Origin of the sequence: Actinomadura rudentiformis (assembly GCF_008923185.1) — a bacterium.
GTDB classification, from domain to species: Bacteria; Actinomycetota; Actinomycetes; order Streptosporangiales; family Streptosporangiaceae; genus Spirillospora; species Spirillospora rudentiformis.
The window spans coordinates 26,824-43,711 of record NZ_WBMT01000037.1 but is presented as its reverse complement, the minus strand read 5'-3'; the positions used below and the strand labels follow the sequence as shown (position 1 = coordinate 43,711).

Genomic DNA, 16,888 nt, shown 5'->3' with positions numbered 1-16,888 from the left:
CTCTATAGAGAGACGTTTTCGACTCGACGCGAGTAGGAAGGACGAGTGCCCTGGCTCCCATGCCGGAGGGCCCTGCGCCGGCCCCCGTGGTCCAGCGCCTGCGCGTGCGCTATGCCAAGCGCGGCAGGCTGCGGTTCACGAGCCATCGCGACATTTCCCGGGCCGTGGAACGCGCCGTTCGGCGTGCCGGGATTCCTGTCGCGTTCAGCGCGGGATTCACTCCGCACCCCAAGATCTCGTATGCGGGTGCGGCGGCAACAGGGGTGGCCAGTGAGGCCGAGTACCTCGAGATCGGGCTCACCGAGCCCCGCGACCCTGCGCGGGTACGGGCCGATCTCGACGCCGCCCTGCCCGACGGTCTCGACATCGTGGATGTCGTGACGGTCCGGCCGGTGCGCACCGGCGAAGCCCAGGCCAAGCCGGGCGCGCTGGCGGATCGGCTCGAGGCGTCCGAGTGGCGGATCCGGCTGGACGGTGTCGCCTCCGACGACGCCGCCTCGGCCGTGGCCGCCTTCTTGGCCGCCGCCGAGATCGAGGTGGAACGCCTCACGAAAAAGGGACGACGCCGTTTCGACGTCCGTGCCGCCGTGTCCGCTCTGGAGCTGGACCGGCGTGCCGAGGAGACGGCCGATGCCCCTTGTGCGATACTTCGAATGGTTGTTCGGCATACAACACCTGCCGTACGACCCGACGACATCCTCACCGGACTGCGCCAGGTCGCCGACCTCGCGCCGCCGTCACCGCCGTTGGTGACCAGGCTGGCGCAGGGGCCCCTCGACGCGGACACCGGTGGCCTTGCGGATCCGCTGGATTCCGACCGGGAGAACGACCAGCCGTCCGGCGATGATGCCGAGGCGGCCCAGGGGTCTGCTCTCCCGATCTCCGGCGAAGCCGTGAGCGCGGATGCCGTCAGCGCCTGATCGACGGGCTGAAGCCGTGGCGCCGCCACGGAACCGGCCCGCAGGGAAAGATCGGCGCGCCCCCGACGACTTTGTCGTCGCTGCCGGGCCACCGCCCGGACGCGACGGCGCCGACGACTGACGGAGTGTTCCCGTGCGGCGCACCGCACCGATCCGCCCGAGGCGGAACGGACGGTCGCGCCCGGGAGCCTGACGGGAGATTGCCCGGATGCTTGATAACGAAGCCGATTCGGCGAACGCCGAAGGCACCGATAACGCGACTGACGCGACCAACGCGACGACCGGCGTGCGGACCACAAGGACGCGCCGCCGCGCGGCCAGCCGCCCTGCCGGTCCGCCGCCCGAGATCGACGAAACCCCCCCGGCGGCGACCGCGACGACGGCGACCGCTGCCGCCGCTGCTGCTGCCGCCGCGTCGGAGACACCACCTCCGGCACCCGCCGGTGCGGGCCCCGGCGAGGCCGCATCCGATGAGGCCGTGTCCGACGAGGCGGCGTCCGGCGAGCCCGCGCGGCCCAAGAAGGCCACCCGCACCCGGACGAGCCGCGCGAAGACCACCAAGGCCAAGGCCACCGAGACGGCAACGGAGCCTGCCGCTGGGCCTGCCACCGAGACGGCTGTCGAGGCGGCCGCCGACCAGGCCGAGCAGGCGGCCGGCACCCCGTCCGCGGAGTCCGCCGCCCCGGCGCAGGAGCCGGCCAAGACCACCCGGACCCGTACGCGCCGCAAGAGCGCCGCGGCCGAGGCTCCGGTCGTTCCCGCGGTCCCCGTCGTCCCGCCCGTCCAGCCGGAGGCTGAGGCCGACGAGGGTGAGCAGGCCGCCGGGGGAGTGCCCTCGGTGAGCTTCCAGCCGCCCATGGTCGTCTTCCAGGCCCCGGAGCCCGCCGCCGTCCCGGCCAAGACCAGGTCCAAGGCCAAGCCCAAGGACGAGCCGAAGGACGAGGCCAAGGGCGCCGACCTGGCCGAGGACGAGGCCGACGAGGCCGCGGCCGAGCACGACGAGGACGACGAGTCCGACGACAAGCCGTCGCGCCGTCGCCGCCGCAGGGGTGGCCGCGGCCGTGGCCGCACCGGCAGGGAAGGCGACGAGGAGGGCCCGGCCGACGAGGCCGAGGCCGAAGACGCCAAGGAAGCCGAGCCGGCCAAGAGCGCCGAGCCGGCCAAGAGCACGAGGGCGTCCCGTTCCCGCAAGGCCGCCCAGGAGGCCAAGGAGGCCAAGGAGGAGCAGGCCGCCGAGGCCGACCAGGCCGACGAAGGCGACGAGACCGACGAGGACGATTCGGCTGGTGGCTCCAGCCGCCGCCGGCGCCGCCGGCGCCGCCGCTCCGGTACCACCGACGCCGACGGCCCCGACGACCCGCCCAACACCGTCACCCACGTCCGGGCGGTGCGGAGCGCGGAGTCCCGCGCAGCCGAGGACGAGGTGCAGTCGGTCCGCGGTTCCACCCGCCTGGAGGCCAAGAAGCAGCGCCGCCGCGAGGGCCGCGAGCAGGGTCGGCGCCGCCCGCCGGTGATCACCGAGGCCGAGTTCCTGGCTCGCCGCGAGTCCGTCGAGCGCGTCATGGTGGTCCGCCAGGAGGGCGAGCGCACCCAGATCGCCGTTCTCGAGGACGACGTGCTCGTCGAGCACTACGTCAACCGCGCGACGCACCAGTCCTACGTGGGCAACGTCTACCTCGGCAAGGTCCAGAACGTCCTGCCCTCGATGGAGGCGGCGTTCGTCGACATCGGCAAGGGTCGCAACGCCGTCCTGTACGCGGGCGAGGTCAACTGGGACGTCGCCGGCCTGGAGGGCCAGCCCCGCCGCATCGAGTCCGCGCTCAAGTCCGGGCAGTCCGTCCTGGTCCAGGTCACCAAGGACCCGCTCGGGCACAAGGGCGCCCGCCTGACCAGCCAGGTGTCCCTGCCCGGCCGCTACCTGGTCTACGTGCCCGACGGCTCGATGACCGGCATCAGCCGCAAGCTGCCCGACAAGGAGCGCAGCCGGCTCAAGTCGATCCTCAAGAAGGTCATGCCGGAGAACGCGGGCGTCATCGTCCGTACCGCCGCCGAGGGCGCGACCGAGGAAGAGCTCTCGCGCGACGTCTCCCGCCTGGCCGCCCAGTGGGACAACATCCAGAAGCAGGTCAAGACCGCTTCGGCGCCCTCCCTGCTCTACGGCGAGCCCGATCTGACGATCCGCGTCGTCCGCGACATCTTCAACGAGGACTTCACCAAGCTCGTCGTCGCCGGTGCCGACGCGTGGGACACGGTCTCCGACTACGTCCAGTACGTGGCGCCGCACCTGGGTGACCGCGTCGAACGCTGGGTCGGCGACCAGGACGTCCTGGGCGCGTACCGGATCGACGAGCAGATCGCCAAGGCCCTCGACCGCAAGGTGTGGCTGCCGTCCGGCGGCTCCCTGGTCATCGACCGCACCGAGGCCATGACGGTCATCGACGTCAACACCGGCAAGTTCACCGGCCAGGGCGGCAACCTCGAGGAGACGGTCACCCGCAACAACCTCGAAGCGGCCGAGGAGATCGTCCGCCAGCTCCGCCTGCGCGACATCGGCGGCATCGTCGTGATCGACTTCATCGACATGGTCCTGGAGAGCAACCGCGACCTGGTCCTGCGCCGCATGGTCGAGTGCCTGTCACGGGACCGTACCAAGCACCAGGTCGCCGAGGTCACCTCGCTGGGCCTGGTCCAGATGACCCGCAAGCGCGTCGGCCAGGGCCTCCTGGAGGCGTTCTCGGAGACCTGCGAGTCCTGCAACGGCCGCGGCATCCACGTTCACCTGACGCCTGTCGAGCCCAAGCCGGACGGCAAGGCCACCAAGGAGGGCGGCCGCCGCCGCAAGCGCAAGGGCGACATCGAGAAGGCCGTCGAGGACAAGCTCGCCAAGACCGACGAGCCCGCCGAAGAGGCCGCCGCCGAGGCCGCCGAAGCCGCGATCGAGGCCACCGAGACCGTCCCCGGCACCCTGGAGCCGGGCTCGGCCGAGGCCGACCTCAACGGCGCCGCCCCCGCCGAAGAGGAGACCGCCGCCAGCAACGGCCGCCGCCGCAGCCGCACCCGCCGTCCCCGCGCCAAGGCCGAGAGCACGACCGAAGACTGACGATCTGAGTAGTGCCGTAGCGGTTTGACGACGCCCCGCCGTTCACTCGTGAACGGCGGGGCGTCTTCGGCATCAGCGCCGATGCACATTGCGGATCAGCGGGGACTGGATCCCCCGGTCACTGGCGGGCGGGTGTGGCCGAATCGTTCTGCCACGAGCCGGTCGGCCCAGCGGCGCAGGGCGTCCTGCACGGGCGGGTGGCTGAGCCCGGCGGCGGCCGCAAGCTCATCGGCGGATGAGGTGTCGTAGCGATCTTCGGAAAGGAAGGTCAGCGTCTCGGGGTCGGCTCGGGTGAGCGCGCGGGGCAATCGTCGTACGAGGCCGAGCGGCAGGACCAGGCGTGGTGCGCGCACGCCGAGGTGCCGGGCCAGGAGCGCGATCAGGTCGGGCAGCGGAGGGGTGGCGTCGTCCAGCAGCCAGTGCGCGCGGCAGGGCTCATGGTCGTGTTCGGGTACGGCGGCCAGGAAGCGGGCGAGGTGATCGACGGTGACCACGGGGACGAACGTGCGCCGGGTGCCGGCCAGGGCGGGGAGCCGTCCGGCCCACAGGTTCTCGACCATTTCGGCGAGGCCGATGTACTGCCCGGATTCGCCCGTGACCGAGTGCCCGATCACGGTGGCTGGATTGACCACGGTCAGGGGAACGCCCTGCCGCGCGGCGATGATCCGTACGGCTGAGTCGCCTTCACGCTTTGACGCCTCGTACGCGCCGAGGCGCTGGTAGAGGCTGGTCAGCTGGTCCTCGGAGGCCAGGGCGGCCTCTGTCGTGCCGACGCGGTATCCGGATATGTGAATCAGGCGTCGCAGGTGCGGGCGTGCACCGGCCCAGCGGACGACGTTCACGGCCCCGTCGACGTTGGTCCGCCGGGCCTCTTCACGGCTCATGCCGAAGCGGTACACCCCGGCGGTGTTGAAGACGTCCCGCACTGAACTCAGCCGGTCTTGGTCCTCCTGGGCGAGCCCGAGCCCCGGCTGGATCATGTCGGCGGTGATGACGGTGAGCGCTTGATCGTCGATGTCGTGCTGACGCAGCCAAGTGCGGAGTTCGGCGCCGCGAGCGGGGTCGTTTCGGACGGTCACGGCTACCGACCGGCCCTGAGCCAGGAGCTCTGCGGTCAGCCACCGGCCGATGAGGCCGGTCGCGCCGACGACCAAGGTGTCGGGTCGGTCAGGCATGGACGTCTCCTAATAGACCGATCTACATATTTCGAGGACATGCGGATGCCCGGCGTGGCTGAGGCAGGGCTCAGGCGTTGAGCAGGATCACGGCGGAACGTCGTGCCCGGTCAATGGGCGTTCGACTGCGCTGGGCGCGGGCCAGGACGAGCGCCCCCTCGATCAGGGCGAGCAGGGAGCAAGCCAGGTCCTCGGCTTGGTCATGTGTGCGGCCATCGGCGACCAGGCGGTCCGCAAGCGCCTGCTGCCAGCCGCCGTAGGTGTCCGCGCAGACTTTCTGCAGCGAGTCGTTGGTGGCCGCGACCTCCAGAGCGACCGTGGCGATCGGGCAGCCCTTGGCGTACTCGGCCCCCTCCATCCGGTCGGCCAGCGCGTCCAGGATCGACTCGATCAGTGTTCTCGTATCGGGAACGGCATCCGCGAGGCTCCGGATCAAGGCGTCGATCTCCTGGCCGGAGGCGGTGAGGGCCTCCGCGGTCAGCTGGTCCTTGCCGCCGGGGAAGTGGTGGTAGAGCGAGCCGCGGGGAGCCTTGCCGGCTTCGAGCACCTGGTTGAGCCCCACGCCGAAGTAGCCCCGCGCCTCGACCAGCGTGCGCGCGGCGTCGATCAGCCGTGCCCGCGTCTCGTCACCCTTGACAGCCATGCGCCCAAATTAGACCGATCTACATAATCTTGTCCAACTGATGCAGAGGTCGGTTCGCTACGGTCGTGTGTATGCCTGGAGACGACACATCCCGAGCCGACGCCGAGTTCCAGCTCGCCGCCACTCGTTATGAGGATGCCCGCAAGCAGGAAGAGGACGCCAGGGTCGCGCTCTTCGACGCCGCGGCCAAAGCTGTACGGTCCGGCACGAGTGTCGAGGAACTCGCCGCCGAGACCCCCTTCAGCGCCGCCGAGCTCCGCCGCCAGGTCCGCGACCGAGGCATCGATTGACCGGCCGTGCCCTGGACGACCAGCCGCAGCAAGGACGACCGATCGAGGCATGGACGACCGAGGTGGGAGCGATCGACCGAGGTGGGGCGACCGGCCGAGGCGGAGTGACCGGCCGAGGTGGGGCGACCGGCCGGGGCGGGGTGACCGGCCGAGGCGTGGGCGACCGGCCGCAGCAAGGACGACCGATCGAGGCATGGACGACCGGGGCGGGGTGACCGGCCGAGGCGGGGCGATCGCCCGAGGCGTGGGCGACCGATCGAGGCTGGGGTGGGCGGCCGCAGTGTGGGTGGATGGTCGGGGTGGGGTGACCGGCGGCAGGGTGGGCGGCCGATGGAGGTGTGGGTGGTTGGTCGCAGCGTCGGCGGCCCGATGGGGGCGTGGGCGTTCGACAGGGCGTGTCGGTGGCGTGAGGGTGATTGGCTGCAGCGTGGGCGACCGGTCGAGGCATAGGTGGACGGGCACGGGCGGGTGAACGGATGCGGAGTTGATCGAACGGGCGCGTTCGTCGGAGGTGGCTGGGAGGATCTGCGGTGTGACGGATCTTGATTCTCTCGTTCGACGAGTTGCGGCCAAGGCCCGCGAGACCACCCCTGAGTTGCCTCCAGGTCTCTCCGCCGCAGAGGTCGCGGCGGCCGAGGAGGCCTTGGGCTTCACGCTGCCGCCTCTGCTCGCGCGGTTGTACGTGGAGATCGCCGACGGTGGCTTCGGCCCCGACTACCAGCTCTATCCGCTGAACGCGGGTGAGCTCACAGCGGTGGGCATCTATCAGGAAGAACGCGCCGAGTCGTCTGACGGGGGCAATCCGCATTGGCCAGCGGGCGTCCTGCCTATCCTCACCTGGGGTTGTGGCATGTACGCCGCCGTGGACTGCCAGAACGAGCGGGCCTCCGTCCTGCTCTTCGAGCCGAACGGTATCGACGGCGACTGGACGAAGGCCTGGTTCGTCGATGCCGCTTCGCTGGAAGACTGGCTGGAGAGCTGGCTCAACGACAGCGGCTGGTTCAGCGTAGATGACTATGACGGCGATGAGGAGTTGCCGGAGCCGTCGCCGTGGAGCTCGGCGGCCGATCGGCTCGCGGCGCCTTGAACGGGGTGGACATGCCGGGCGAGATGGCGAGGCTGACGGGATTCCTGTACGAGATCGGGCTTCTCAAGCGCTACAAGCGCACCGGGTGGCTCGTCGCAGGAGTCGGTGACCCCGAGAGCATCGCCGATCATTCGTTCCGTGCGGCGGTCATCGCGGGTGTCCTCGCCGCGATGGAAGGCGCGAATCCCGACCGCGCGGTGATGCTCAGCCTCTTCCACGACAGCCAGGAGACGCGGCTCACCGACCTTCCTTACCTGGCCAGGCCGTACGTGACCAAGGCGTCGAACGAAGAGGTCACCGAGCACCAGACGCGCGGCCTGCCGCAGCCGGTCCTGACGATGATCACTGGGGCGGTGGGGGAGTACGAGGGTGGGACGAGCCGTGAAGCCGCCTGCGCGCGCGACGCGGACAAGCTCGAATGCCTCATCCAGGCCATCGAGTACCGCGAGCAGGGCAACCGGAACACCCAGCCGTGGATCGACAGTTCGCTGGCCCGGCTCCAGACCTCCTCCGCCAAACGGCTGGCGGAGGAGGCCCTTGCGACCGGCTCGCTGGAGTGGCTGGCCCAAGCCCTCGGCGACTCCCCTTGATCAGCCCACGTTGTTGATCACGATCGGCACGTTCTTGGACTTGCCGACGAGCCACAGGGCCGGGCTCCCCGGGATGGCCGTGCCGCCGGTGACGTTGCCGTCAGCGGGAACGGGCAATGTCACCTCCGTCCAGGTGTCGCCGTCCAACCGGTAGAGGTCGCCCCAGTACGTCTGGAGGGCCCACAGGTTGCCGTCGCCGGTCCTGATCAGTTGTTCGTTGGACGGCGTGTGGGGGACGTCACGCCACGTCTGTCCATCCCAGCGTCGGCTGACCTGCGTGTAGGCGGATCCGCCGGAGTACCTCCCCTTGACCCATACATCGGTGTCAGAGACCGCCAGGACGTCGATCCAGTGCGTCTGTTCCTCCTTGAGCACGTTGGTCCACCGCTGCCCGTCCCAGTGCAAGATCCCCCAAGTCGAGGCGGCCCAGGCAGAGGTGTCAGAGACCACCGAGATCCTCTCGACGGCCATGCAGCATCCGTTGGGCGCGCCGACCTCCTGCTTGCTCCACTGCCCGTTCTCCCACCGGTAGAGGCCCCCGCCGCAAGCGAACCACGCGCCGCTGGAATCGGCCGCCGGCTTCTTCGGCCAGCACCCGCTCTCGGGCTTGTGCACTTGATGCCATGTGACCCCGTCCCACCGCGCGACGTACGGCGCCAGCTTGCTGCTGTCGTGGGGGTGGAGTGTGCCGGTCACCCAAACGTTGTCCGGCGCCACCGCGTTGATCTCCCGGACCACTCCGTCGCCGCCGAAACCCGGCAGGTCGTACGTCTTCCAGGACCACCCGTTCCACCGGACGACCGCGCCCTTGGGCGGCAGGACGTGGATGGTCCCCGCGCCCCACCCGGGAACCGACCAGTCGATGCCCTGATAGCCCTGGTAGCCGGCAGCCCAGACATCGTCCGGCCCGGTGGCCGAGACGGCCTCCAGCCCGCTGCGCGGCCACAACCACGGAGTGGCTGCACCGCGAAGCTCCCGTGGCTCCGCCGCGAAGGCGCTCGGGCCGGCGAACAGGCTCGCAACGGCAAGGACGAACACGACGAACACGGTTGGTCTCATCGGCTGCTCCCGGGGAAGGGCTAGGCGCACTGCCGAGATTCAACCATGCCAGTGTTTGCTGGAACAGTCCTTAGTTGCTCGTATCCCCGTAGGACTCGAGCAGGCGGCACAACATCGACGCGAGTTCCCCCTTCTCCCCTTCGTCCAACGCCTCCAGGAGGCGCGCCTCGTTCGCCAGATGCAGCGGAAGCACCCGGTTGATCACCTCCAGGCCGCGCGGGGTGAGCCGGATCTTGACCGAACGCCGGTCGCCCTCGTCGCGCACTCGGGTGACCAGGCCCTTGGCGTCCATCCGGTCGACCCGCAGGGTGATCGCTCCGGTGGTCACCAATGAGGCCTTGAGGAACGCGCCGGCGGTCAGCTCGTAGGGCTCTCCCGACCGCCGCAGGGTGGACAGCATGTCGAACTCGCCCGGCTCAAGATCATGACCGGCCAGGAAGTCCTTGATCTCCTTGTCCCACAGGCGGGAGATCCGCATGACCCGGGCCACCACGGCGAGTGGAGAGACGTCCACATCGGGCCGTTCATGTCGCCACTGCTCGATCAACGCCGCCACCGCGTCGGCCATGACACCTCCAAATAGATGAGCGTTCATCTACTTGATATTCACGCAAGCCCTAATTATCTTAGCGCTCACCTTACCGGCGCGCAGAGAGTCGCGCTGTCGTGTCCCGCGCCCGCTGAGCCTCTCGGGGAACGTGATCCATCCCTTCGGGTGATACCGCAGTGGAAGGAGATCAAATGCCCCCTAGACGTATCGCCCGCGCCGCGCTCGGCGCGGGCCTCATAGGCGCTCTCGCCGTACCGCTCGGCCCGACCTTCCCGGCGGGTGCCGACACGGCGCCCGCCCCGGCCGGACCCACGCGGACCGTGACGCTCCTCACCGGCGACATGGTGAAGGTCCGACCGGTCAAAGGCCGCCTGCCGCTCGTGACGGTCACCCCCGGCAGCGGGCGCAAGAACCGGACGTTCAGCACCAGCATCCGGCCCGACGGCCACGTGGTCGTGCTGCCCGCCGACATGACCGGGCTGGTCGGGAAGGTGATCGACCCCGCGCTGTTCGATGTGACCGAGCTGATCGAGCAGGGGTACGACGACGCGCGCAGCCGCGAGCTGCCGCTGATCGTCCAACGCTCGGGAACGGCCCGCGCCAAGGCCGCCCTCGGCGGGAACCTGCGGGAGACCCGGGCCCTGCCGAGCATCGGCGCGGTCGCTGTGCGCCAGCCGCGGGCCAAGGCGCCCAACCTGGGCAACGCGCTCGCCGGCCTCCGCACGTCCTCTCGCGCGCTGACCACCGGCGTCAAGCACATCTGGCTCGACCGCAAGCTCAAGGCCACCACCCTCCCTGCCGGTGCCCGCTCGGCGACCGCCCTGCCCGGCAGTGCGCGGGGCGCGGTGACGCCCGGCAGTGCGCGGGCGGCGGGGAAGCTCGACCGCAACCTGACGCAGGTCGGGGCGCCGCGGGCATGGGGCGCGGGGGCCACCGGGCGCGGGACGAGGGTCGCCGTGCTGGACACCGGGGTGGATCCGGACCATCCGGATCTCAGGGGACGCGTCGCCGAGACGGCGAACTTCAGCGAGTCGCCCGACACCGCGGACCGGTTCGGGCACGGCACGCACGTCGCCGCGACCATCGCGGGCACCGGCGCCGCAGCCAAGGGTGAACGCAAGGGCGTCGCCCCGGACGCCGAACTGCTGATCGGCAAGGTCCTGGACGACGACGGCAACGGAACGGACTCGGGCGTGCTCGCGGGCATGGAGTGGGCCGCCTCGCGCGCCAAGGTCGTCAACATGAGCCTCGGTGGCGACCCGTCCGACGGCACCGACCCGCTGGCCGAGGCCCTCAACACGCTGACCCAGAAGCACGGCACCCTGTTCGTCGTGGCGGCGGGCAACGCAGGGGAGATCTCCTCCGTCTCCACCCCGGCGACGGCCGACGAGGCCCTCGCGGTCGGTGCCGTCAACGGGTCCGACAAGCTCGCCGAGTTCTCCAGCCGCGGCCCGCGCACTGGCCGGTACGCCGCCAAGCCCGAGATCGTCGCACCCGGCGTCGACATCATCGCGGCCCGCGCCCAGGGCACCAGGATGGGCAACGTGCTCGACGCCGAGTACACGTCCTCCTCGGGCACGTCCATGGCGGCTCCGCACGTCGCGGGCGCCGCGGCACTCGTCCTGCAAAGGCACCCGGACTGGACGCCCCAGCAGATCAAAGCGGCGCTCGTCGGCTCCACCGACCCGGCCACCGGCGGCGACGCCTTCGAACGGGGTTCCGGACGCCTCAACGCGGGCACGGCGGTGACCGCGCCGGTCGTCGCGGCCCTGGCCGCACCGCACCTGGGGACGTCCGCGTACCCCGCGCACCCGGCGCTGTCCGCCAAGATCGGCTGGAGGTCCACGGCGGGCGCGGCCTCGCTCGACCTGTCCGTCAAGGTCACCGATCGCGAGGGCAGGATCATCTCCGGAGTGGCGTCCGTGCCCGCGACGGTGGAGATCCCGGCGGGCGGCAGCAACCATGTCGCGTTCGAGGTCAAGGCACCCAAGGCCCCTGGCCTCTACACAGCGGAGGTGACCGCCAAGGGCGGGGGCGTGACGATCCGCACGCCCGTGACGTTCTACGTCGAGCCACCGAGCCACACCCTCACCATCGTGGCCAAGCCCCTACCGAACTCGGCCGAGGGGAAGACCACGGCGAAAGCCGAGATCATGAACCTCGCCAACGCCGCGATCTACAGCAACTGGACTGAGGTCAACACCGAGGGGACGACCCAGGTGCGCGTGCCCGCGGGCCGCTACGGCGTGCTGGGCAAGGTGTACGACACCGACGGCAACGGTGAGGTCATGCGCGGCGCCATAGCCGGTACTCCCGAGGTGCTCGTCGACCGGGACCTCACGGTCACCCTGGACGGATCCGTGGCGAAGCCTGTCAAGGCGAGCGTGCAGGGACTGGAGACCAAGGAGGTCACGACGACGGCCGCCCTCCTCCGGACGCTCCGGCAGGGCTCCTGGGCCACGATGCTCTACAACGGCATGGCGGAGGGCCAGACCGTGTACGTCCAGCCGATGGGCGGCGTCCAGACCGGCAGCCTCAAGGCGTACGGCGGACACCGGCTGACCGCGCCCGGGAAGGTGTACGACCTGATCGAGCCCTTCTCGACCGGCGACCCCGCCACCGTGATCACCCCGGCCGACCAGGCGCGGATGGCCCAGGTGGAGCAGCGGTTCGCCGCGTTCGACGGCGACACCTCCATGGACATGCGCGAACGGCGCGTCGGGGTCACGCCCGAGGGGCTGCAGCTGGCCGACTCGTCCAGCGACGTGCCGGCGGGCTCCACCCGGACCGACTACCTGCTGGCGCCGGCCGGCACGATCTGGTTCGGCTATGGAGCTCCGCGCACCATCGAGTGGGTCGATCTCCCTCCGGCCTCCGAGTTCAAGCCGGGCAGCAGGACGACCCTCACCTGGGGCCGCCAGCCGCTGAGGCCGGGCCCCGCCAACCAGCCGAACCTCACCGACAACCAGTGCCAACCCGCGCAGACGGCCCGTACGCGGGGCGAGATGACGATCGCACTCGTCGACATGCAGGCGCGTCCGGACGGCTGGGACTGCATTCTCGACGGCGTCAAGGGCAGGCGCATGGCGCTCAGCGCGGACGGCAAGAAGATCGGCGAGTACGACGGCGACAGCCATGACCGTCCTGCCCGCTTCGCCGTTCCCACCCGCGCGGCGAACTACGAGCTGACGTACGAGAACGACGCGTCCGACGTGCTACCCGTGTCGGTGCGGACCTCCACGAAGTGGACGTTCCGTTCGGCAGCGCCGTCGGGACAGGAGAGCGTGGCCCTCCCACTGGTGACCGTGGACTACGACCTGGCGCTCGACCTGCTCGGCAAGCCCACGGGCAAGCCCGCCACGTTCGACGTCCCGGCGGGCAAGAGCCTGAAGCTCTGGACGTCCCTGGACGACGGCAAGACCTGGCAGTCGGCGCAGGTCACGTCCCTGGGATCCGGCCGCTTCAGCGCCCCCCTGCCCAAGGCGACCTCCGGCCAGGGCGTCTCCATTCGCGTCCACGCCACGGACGCCAAGGGCAACGCCATCGACCAGGACATCATCCGCGCTTACAGAATCCGCTGATCCCTTTCTGAACCGGCCCCGCACGAGACCCACACCGGCCCTTCGCGCGGGGCCCTTCCCTGCCAGTGTCGGGTCATCGAGCGGTGAGGACGTGCGCCCACGGCTCATCGATGTCGGCCAGACCCAGCACGGCGACCACGTTGTCGAGCATTCCGGCGCCGAACCAGCGCCGCACGGCCTCGTCGTCGCCCAGCAGCTGCCGAACGGTGTCAACCTGCTTGGCGTAGCACCGGCGCACGGCCTGCTCCACCAGCGGCTCGCCGGTGGCACAGTTCGCGTGCATGAGGAAACGCAGGATGTTCCGGTCCGCGACGAGCGCGGCGTAGGCGCCGCGCGCCGCGTCCAACGCCGCCTCGGGCGCCGGCCTGGCCCCATCCGACGCCGGCGAGTGAGTGACCAGCGTGTCGGTCATGACGACGGACACGTGGTCGACCACCGCCGCGAACAGTGCTTCCTTGTTCGGGTACAGGCGATAGAGATACGGCTGAGAGACGCCGACCCAGTCTGCGATCTCGTGCGTCGTCGTACCGTAGAAACCCTTTTGCGCGAAGCAGTCGACCGCGGCGGCCACGATGGCCCGACGTCGTTCGTCGCTCTTCGTGCTGGTACCGGCGGCAGGCATGGGCGTCAGTCAAGCACGGCTCCCCTCAGCCTCCAAAAGCCACGCTGCGGTCGGCGTCGGACGGCACGTCGTGGGAGGTGAGCGCCTCGATCGCCACCAGCGGGTTCCAGTAGTCCAGGTAGTGGATGATCCGCGCGTCGCCATCGGTCCGGACGACGGAGATGCACGTCTGCTCGTACGGCTTGCCGGTCGGCAGGGCCGTGCCCTTCGAGCGGAATTCGGCGATCACCAGACTCGGATCGACCGTCTCGTGGAACACCAGGTCGACGAACTCCACGTCAAAGGTCTTGGGAAAGTTGCTCATGTGCGCGCGCAGTGCGTCTCGCCCTGTGACCCGCTGAGGCACGCCGGCCGGGGCGTACGGGAACTCGAGCACCGCGTCCGGGGCGAACAGCTTCACCCACTCCTCGGTGTGGCCGGCAGCGGTGAGGCGCAGGTGCTCGGCCACGGCGTGCTGGGCAGCGGCGCGGCGGGCGGCGTCTTCCTTGACCGTCATTTTCGCTCCTATGTTAGTGGTCGACCTATAACCTACCACGCCGTGAGTCGTTGTTCGGGTGGTCGAGCAGGAGGTGACGCCAGGGGAGCCCGGCCTGGTTCACGCAGAGGATGGCGTTTAGAAAACGCCCCTCGGCGGCGGGCGGCGGCTCGGCTCCGGGCGGCGTTGTAACCGGTGATCACCGCCGGATCGGCGTCGGGACCGCTGTCGTCGAGCCCGACGAATCCCGGGTCGGATACGGCTCCGAGGCCGGCCGCCCGCAGCCTGACGGTGAGCCGGTCGTGACGGCAGGCGGTGATCTCCGAGGTATGTCCGGGCCGGGCCGCCGAGACCCAGAGCAGTCGACCCGTGTCGTCGGTGAGGGCGATCACAGTACCCAGTTGCCAGCGTGCGGCAGATTCTGAGGAGCCGACGACTTCGCCCGGCATCGCCAATGGCTACGCCAGCGCGGAGATCACCCCGCGCATCGCCCGGACTCGGCATCGACTCCTCCACCAGGCTCGGCCGATACCGCTGGGTCGTAGAACGCCTGATGGCATGGTTGAACGGCTGCCGCCGCCTGCACCGCCGCTACGAACGCACAGGCGACCATTTCCTGGCTTTCGCCGCCATTGCCTGCACACTCATCTGCTACCGCTGCCCCGCCACATGAGTCCAGCTCTAAAGGCGGGTGGCCGTCTGGATCAGCCCGGCGAGGGCCAGGGACCGGCTGTGCGGCGGCCAGGCGATCACGGTGGTGACGGTCGGCGCGTCCAGGATCGGCACGAAGGCCAGGTCGCGGCGGAGATGGGTCCGGGCGGTCTCCGGCAGTAGGGCCACCGCCCTGCCCAGCGCGATCAGCTGCAGGAGCTGGGCGTGGTCGTGCACCTCGGGTCCCGGTCCGTCGGGGTAGCCGCCGTCGCTGTGCGGCCAGCGTGGCAGCGGAAGGCCGGCGATGTCGGCCATGCGCAGGTCCGTACGGCTTTCGAGGGGATGGTCTTTCGGCAGGACCAGAATCTGGCCCTCGGTGCTCAGCTCCTCGATGTCCAGGCCGGTCGTCGAGTCGAACGGCCTGTGCAGCAGGCCCACGTCGGCCCGGCCGTCGCGGAGCAGCCGCTCCTGCTGCCCGATCCCGCACAGCAGGACCTCGACGGAGACCGCGCCGGGTTCGGCGGCGTAGGCGTCCAGGAGTTTGGGCAGCAGTTCACCCGACGCCCCGGCCTTGGTGACCAGCACCAGTTTCGGCTCCCCGGCGGCGGCGCGGCGGGTGCGGCGGGCGGCGGCGTCGACCGCGTCGAGGGCAGCCCGGCCCTCTCTGAGCAGGACCTTTCCGGCCTCGGTGAGTTCGACCGTACGGCTGGTACGTTCGAGAAGCTGAACGCCCAGGCGGCGTTCCAGCTGCTTGATCGCCCGCGAGAGGGGCGGCTGGGCGATCCCGAGGCGCTCGGCGGCGCGGCCGAAATGGAGTTCCTCGGCGACGGCGACGAAGTACCGCAACTCTCGCGTCTCCATGCTCTCACCGTACCCGGGGATCAATACCCGCGAGGTATTGATCGCTACCCAGGCGGTGTTGGAGTGCTCTCGGCCGTACGGCCAGGATTTCGGGTATGAGCGAACAGACGATCACGCTGATCACCGGCGCTAACAAGGGAATCGGATACGAGATCGCCGTCGGACTCGGCGCCCTTGGCCACACCGTCGGCGTGGGGGCCAGGTCCCCGGAGCGGCTCTCGGCGGCCGTCGAGAAACTCCGCGCCGAGGGAGTCGACGCGTTCGCGGTACCCCTCGACGTGACCTCCGACGAGAGCGTCACTGCCGCAGCCTCCCTGTTCTCCGAGCGTTTCGGACGGCTTGACGTGCTGGTCAACAACGCCGGGGTGACCGGTGGGATGCCACAGACACCCACGACCGTCGACCCCGCGACCATGCGAACGGTCGTGGAGACCAACGTGATCGGCGTCATCCGCGTCACCAACGCCATGCTGCCGCTGCTCAGGCGGTCCGCCGCACCGCGAATCGTGAACATGTCCAGCAGCGTCGGGTCTCTCACCCGCCAGAGTTCTCAGTCCGGCGTGGAGGCCGTAGGCCCGATCTCCGCCGCCTACTCGCCCTCCAAGACCTTCCTCAACGCCGTGACCCTCCAGTACGCCAAGGAACTGCACGACACCAACATCCTGATCAACGCCGCCTGCCCCGGCTACTGCGCAACCGACCTCAACGGCTTCCGCGGCATCCGCACCGCCCAACAAGGCGCCGCCATAGCCATCCACCTGGCCACCCTGCCCGACAACGGCCCAACCGGCTCCTTCTTCGAAGACGCCGGGGTGGTGCCCTGGTAGCTCGTCAACCAGGCCGTACGAAACCCGCGTCCCCGGTCTGCAGCGGCCCAGGCTTCGGGCGGCGATGGGCCAAACGCACGTCGCCCACGCGGGCCGAAACGGCCGCTACGAACGCAAACCCGAACACTTCCCCGCCTTCGTCGGCATCGCCGCAACCCTCAGCTGCTGCCGCCGGCTCACCAAATGAACGACCTCTTAACCCGCTGGGCCGGGGCGGCGGTCTCAGCTGACTGGAACAGCAGCCCGATCACGTTCCGGGTCCTGGTCTGCGGCCACTCCCGGCACCACCGGCCGGACATGCCCGGTGGTAAGCCGCCGGGGTCAGGAATCCAGAGCTGCGGCGAGCCGCAGGAGCGATGCCGATCATCCTCGTGACGTTGGCCAGGGGTCACCAAGAACGTGAAAGGCGGCCGCGAGGGTCAGAGCGCCCAGGACCGCTCCAACACATGGTGCTCGT

14 protein-coding genes and 2 pseudogenes are annotated in these 16,888 nt (G+C 70.1%); 9 read left to right on the top strand and 7 right to left on the bottom strand.

Going from position 1 to position 16,888, the window contains the following annotated elements:
* The first annotated feature begins 59 nt into the window (after positions 1–59).
* Positions 60–920 carry a TIGR03936 family radical SAM-associated protein gene (locus tag F8566_RS48770; RefSeq protein WP_192810281.1) on the top strand — a complete coding sequence of 287 codons (861 nt, stop codon included), beginning with the start codon at positions 60–62 and terminating at the stop codon, positions 918–920.
* 208 nt (positions 921–1,128) lie between these two features.
* Positions 1,129–4,020 carry an Rne/Rng family ribonuclease gene (locus tag F8566_RS48765; RefSeq protein WP_151571192.1) on the top strand — a complete coding sequence of 964 codons (2,892 nt, stop codon included), beginning with the start codon at positions 1,129–1,131 and terminating at the stop codon, positions 4,018–4,020.
* Positions 4,021–4,115: 95 nt separating this feature from the next.
* Here F8566_RS48765 and F8566_RS48760 read toward each other — a convergent pair whose 3' ends face one another.
* Together F8566_RS48760 and F8566_RS48755 are read right to left on the bottom strand one after the other, a co-directional pair.
* Positions 4,116–5,195, bottom strand: a complete 1,080-nt coding sequence (locus tag F8566_RS48760) for an SDR family oxidoreductase (RefSeq protein ID WP_151571190.1) — start codon at positions 5,193–5,195, stop codon at positions 4,116–4,118.
* A gap of 70 nt (positions 5,196–5,265) precedes the next feature.
* A complete protein-coding gene (locus F8566_RS48755) occupies positions 5,266–5,838 on the bottom strand; it encodes a TetR/AcrR family transcriptional regulator (RefSeq protein WP_151571188.1) in 573 nt (190 codons plus the stop codon).
* Between the two features lie 71 nt (positions 5,839–5,909).
* Between F8566_RS48755 and F8566_RS48750 the strand changes: the two genes are divergently transcribed.
* The 3 genes from F8566_RS48750 to F8566_RS48735 all read left to right on the top strand — a co-directional run bounded on the left by F8566_RS48750 (position 5,910) and on the right by F8566_RS48735 (position 7,805).
* Positions 5,910–6,128 carry a hypothetical protein gene (locus tag F8566_RS48750; RefSeq protein ID WP_151571186.1) on the top strand — a complete coding sequence of 73 codons (219 nt, stop codon included), beginning with the start codon at positions 5,910–5,912 and terminating at the stop codon, positions 6,126–6,128.
* A gap of 511 nt (positions 6,129–6,639) precedes the next feature.
* On the top strand, positions 6,640–7,215 hold the full coding sequence (locus F8566_RS48740) for an SMI1/KNR4 family protein (RefSeq protein WP_318836484.1): 576 nt from the start codon (positions 6,640–6,642) through the stop codon (positions 7,213–7,215).
* A gap of 23 nt (positions 7,216–7,238) precedes the next feature.
* Complete coding sequence (locus F8566_RS48735) at positions 7,239–7,805, top strand: HD domain-containing protein (protein WP_225994221.1); 567 nt, start codon at positions 7,239–7,241, stop codon at positions 7,803–7,805.
* Here F8566_RS48735 and F8566_RS48730 read toward each other — a convergent pair whose 3' ends face one another.
* Entirely contained in the window at positions 7,806–8,864 is a 1,059-nt protein-coding gene (locus F8566_RS48730) for a beta propeller repeat protein (protein ID WP_151571178.1), read from the bottom strand. It abuts the gene before it with no gap.
* 70 nt (positions 8,865–8,934) lie between these two features.
* On the bottom strand, positions 8,935–9,432 hold the full coding sequence (locus F8566_RS48725) for a MarR family winged helix-turn-helix transcriptional regulator (protein ID WP_151571176.1): 498 nt from the start codon (positions 9,430–9,432) through the stop codon (positions 8,935–8,937).
* Between the two features lie 173 nt (positions 9,433–9,605).
* Here F8566_RS48725 and F8566_RS48720 point away from each other — a divergent pair, with 173 nt between their 5' ends.
* Positions 9,606–12,995 carry a S8 family serine peptidase gene (locus tag F8566_RS48720; protein ID WP_151571174.1) on the top strand — a complete coding sequence of 1,130 codons (3,390 nt, stop codon included), beginning with the start codon at positions 9,606–9,608 and terminating at the stop codon, positions 12,993–12,995.
* 73 nt (positions 12,996–13,068) lie between these two features.
* Here the strand turns inward: F8566_RS48720 and F8566_RS48715 are convergent, their stop codons facing one another.
* Together F8566_RS48715 and F8566_RS48710 are read right to left on the bottom strand one after the other, a co-directional pair.
* Positions 13,069–13,617, bottom strand: a complete 549-nt coding sequence (locus tag F8566_RS48715; protein ID WP_151571172.1) for a TetR/AcrR family transcriptional regulator — start codon at positions 13,615–13,617, stop codon at positions 13,069–13,071.
* A 25-nt stretch (positions 13,618–13,642) separates the two neighbouring features.
* Positions 13,643–14,113 carry a nuclear transport factor 2 family protein gene (locus F8566_RS48710; RefSeq protein ID WP_151571170.1) on the bottom strand — a complete coding sequence of 157 codons (471 nt, stop codon included), beginning with the start codon at positions 14,111–14,113 and terminating at the stop codon, positions 13,643–13,645.
* A 453-nt stretch (positions 14,114–14,566) separates the two neighbouring features.
* Between F8566_RS48710 and F8566_RS48700 the strand changes: the two are divergent.
* A pseudogene (locus tag F8566_RS48700) lies at positions 14,567–14,765 on the top strand (transposase); the annotation flags it as partial.
* An 8-nt stretch (positions 14,766–14,773) separates the two neighbouring features.
* Here F8566_RS48700 and F8566_RS48695 read toward each other — a convergent pair.
* Positions 14,774–15,604, bottom strand: coding sequence for a LysR family transcriptional regulator (locus tag F8566_RS48695; RefSeq protein ID WP_151571169.1), 831 nt, complete (start codon positions 15,602–15,604; stop codon positions 14,774–14,776).
* 95 nt (positions 15,605–15,699) lie between these two features.
* On the opposite strand from F8566_RS48695, the gene F8566_RS48690 reads away from it, so the two are divergent.
* Positions 15,700–16,431, top strand: coding sequence for an SDR family oxidoreductase (locus F8566_RS48690; RefSeq protein ID WP_151571167.1), 732 nt, complete (start codon positions 15,700–15,702; stop codon positions 16,429–16,431).
* A gap of 103 nt (positions 16,432–16,534) precedes the next feature.
* Positions 16,535–16,618: pseudogene (locus tag F8566_RS48685) on the top strand (IS5/IS1182 family transposase); the annotation flags it as partial.
* Between the last annotated feature and the right edge of the window lie 270 nt (positions 16,619–16,888).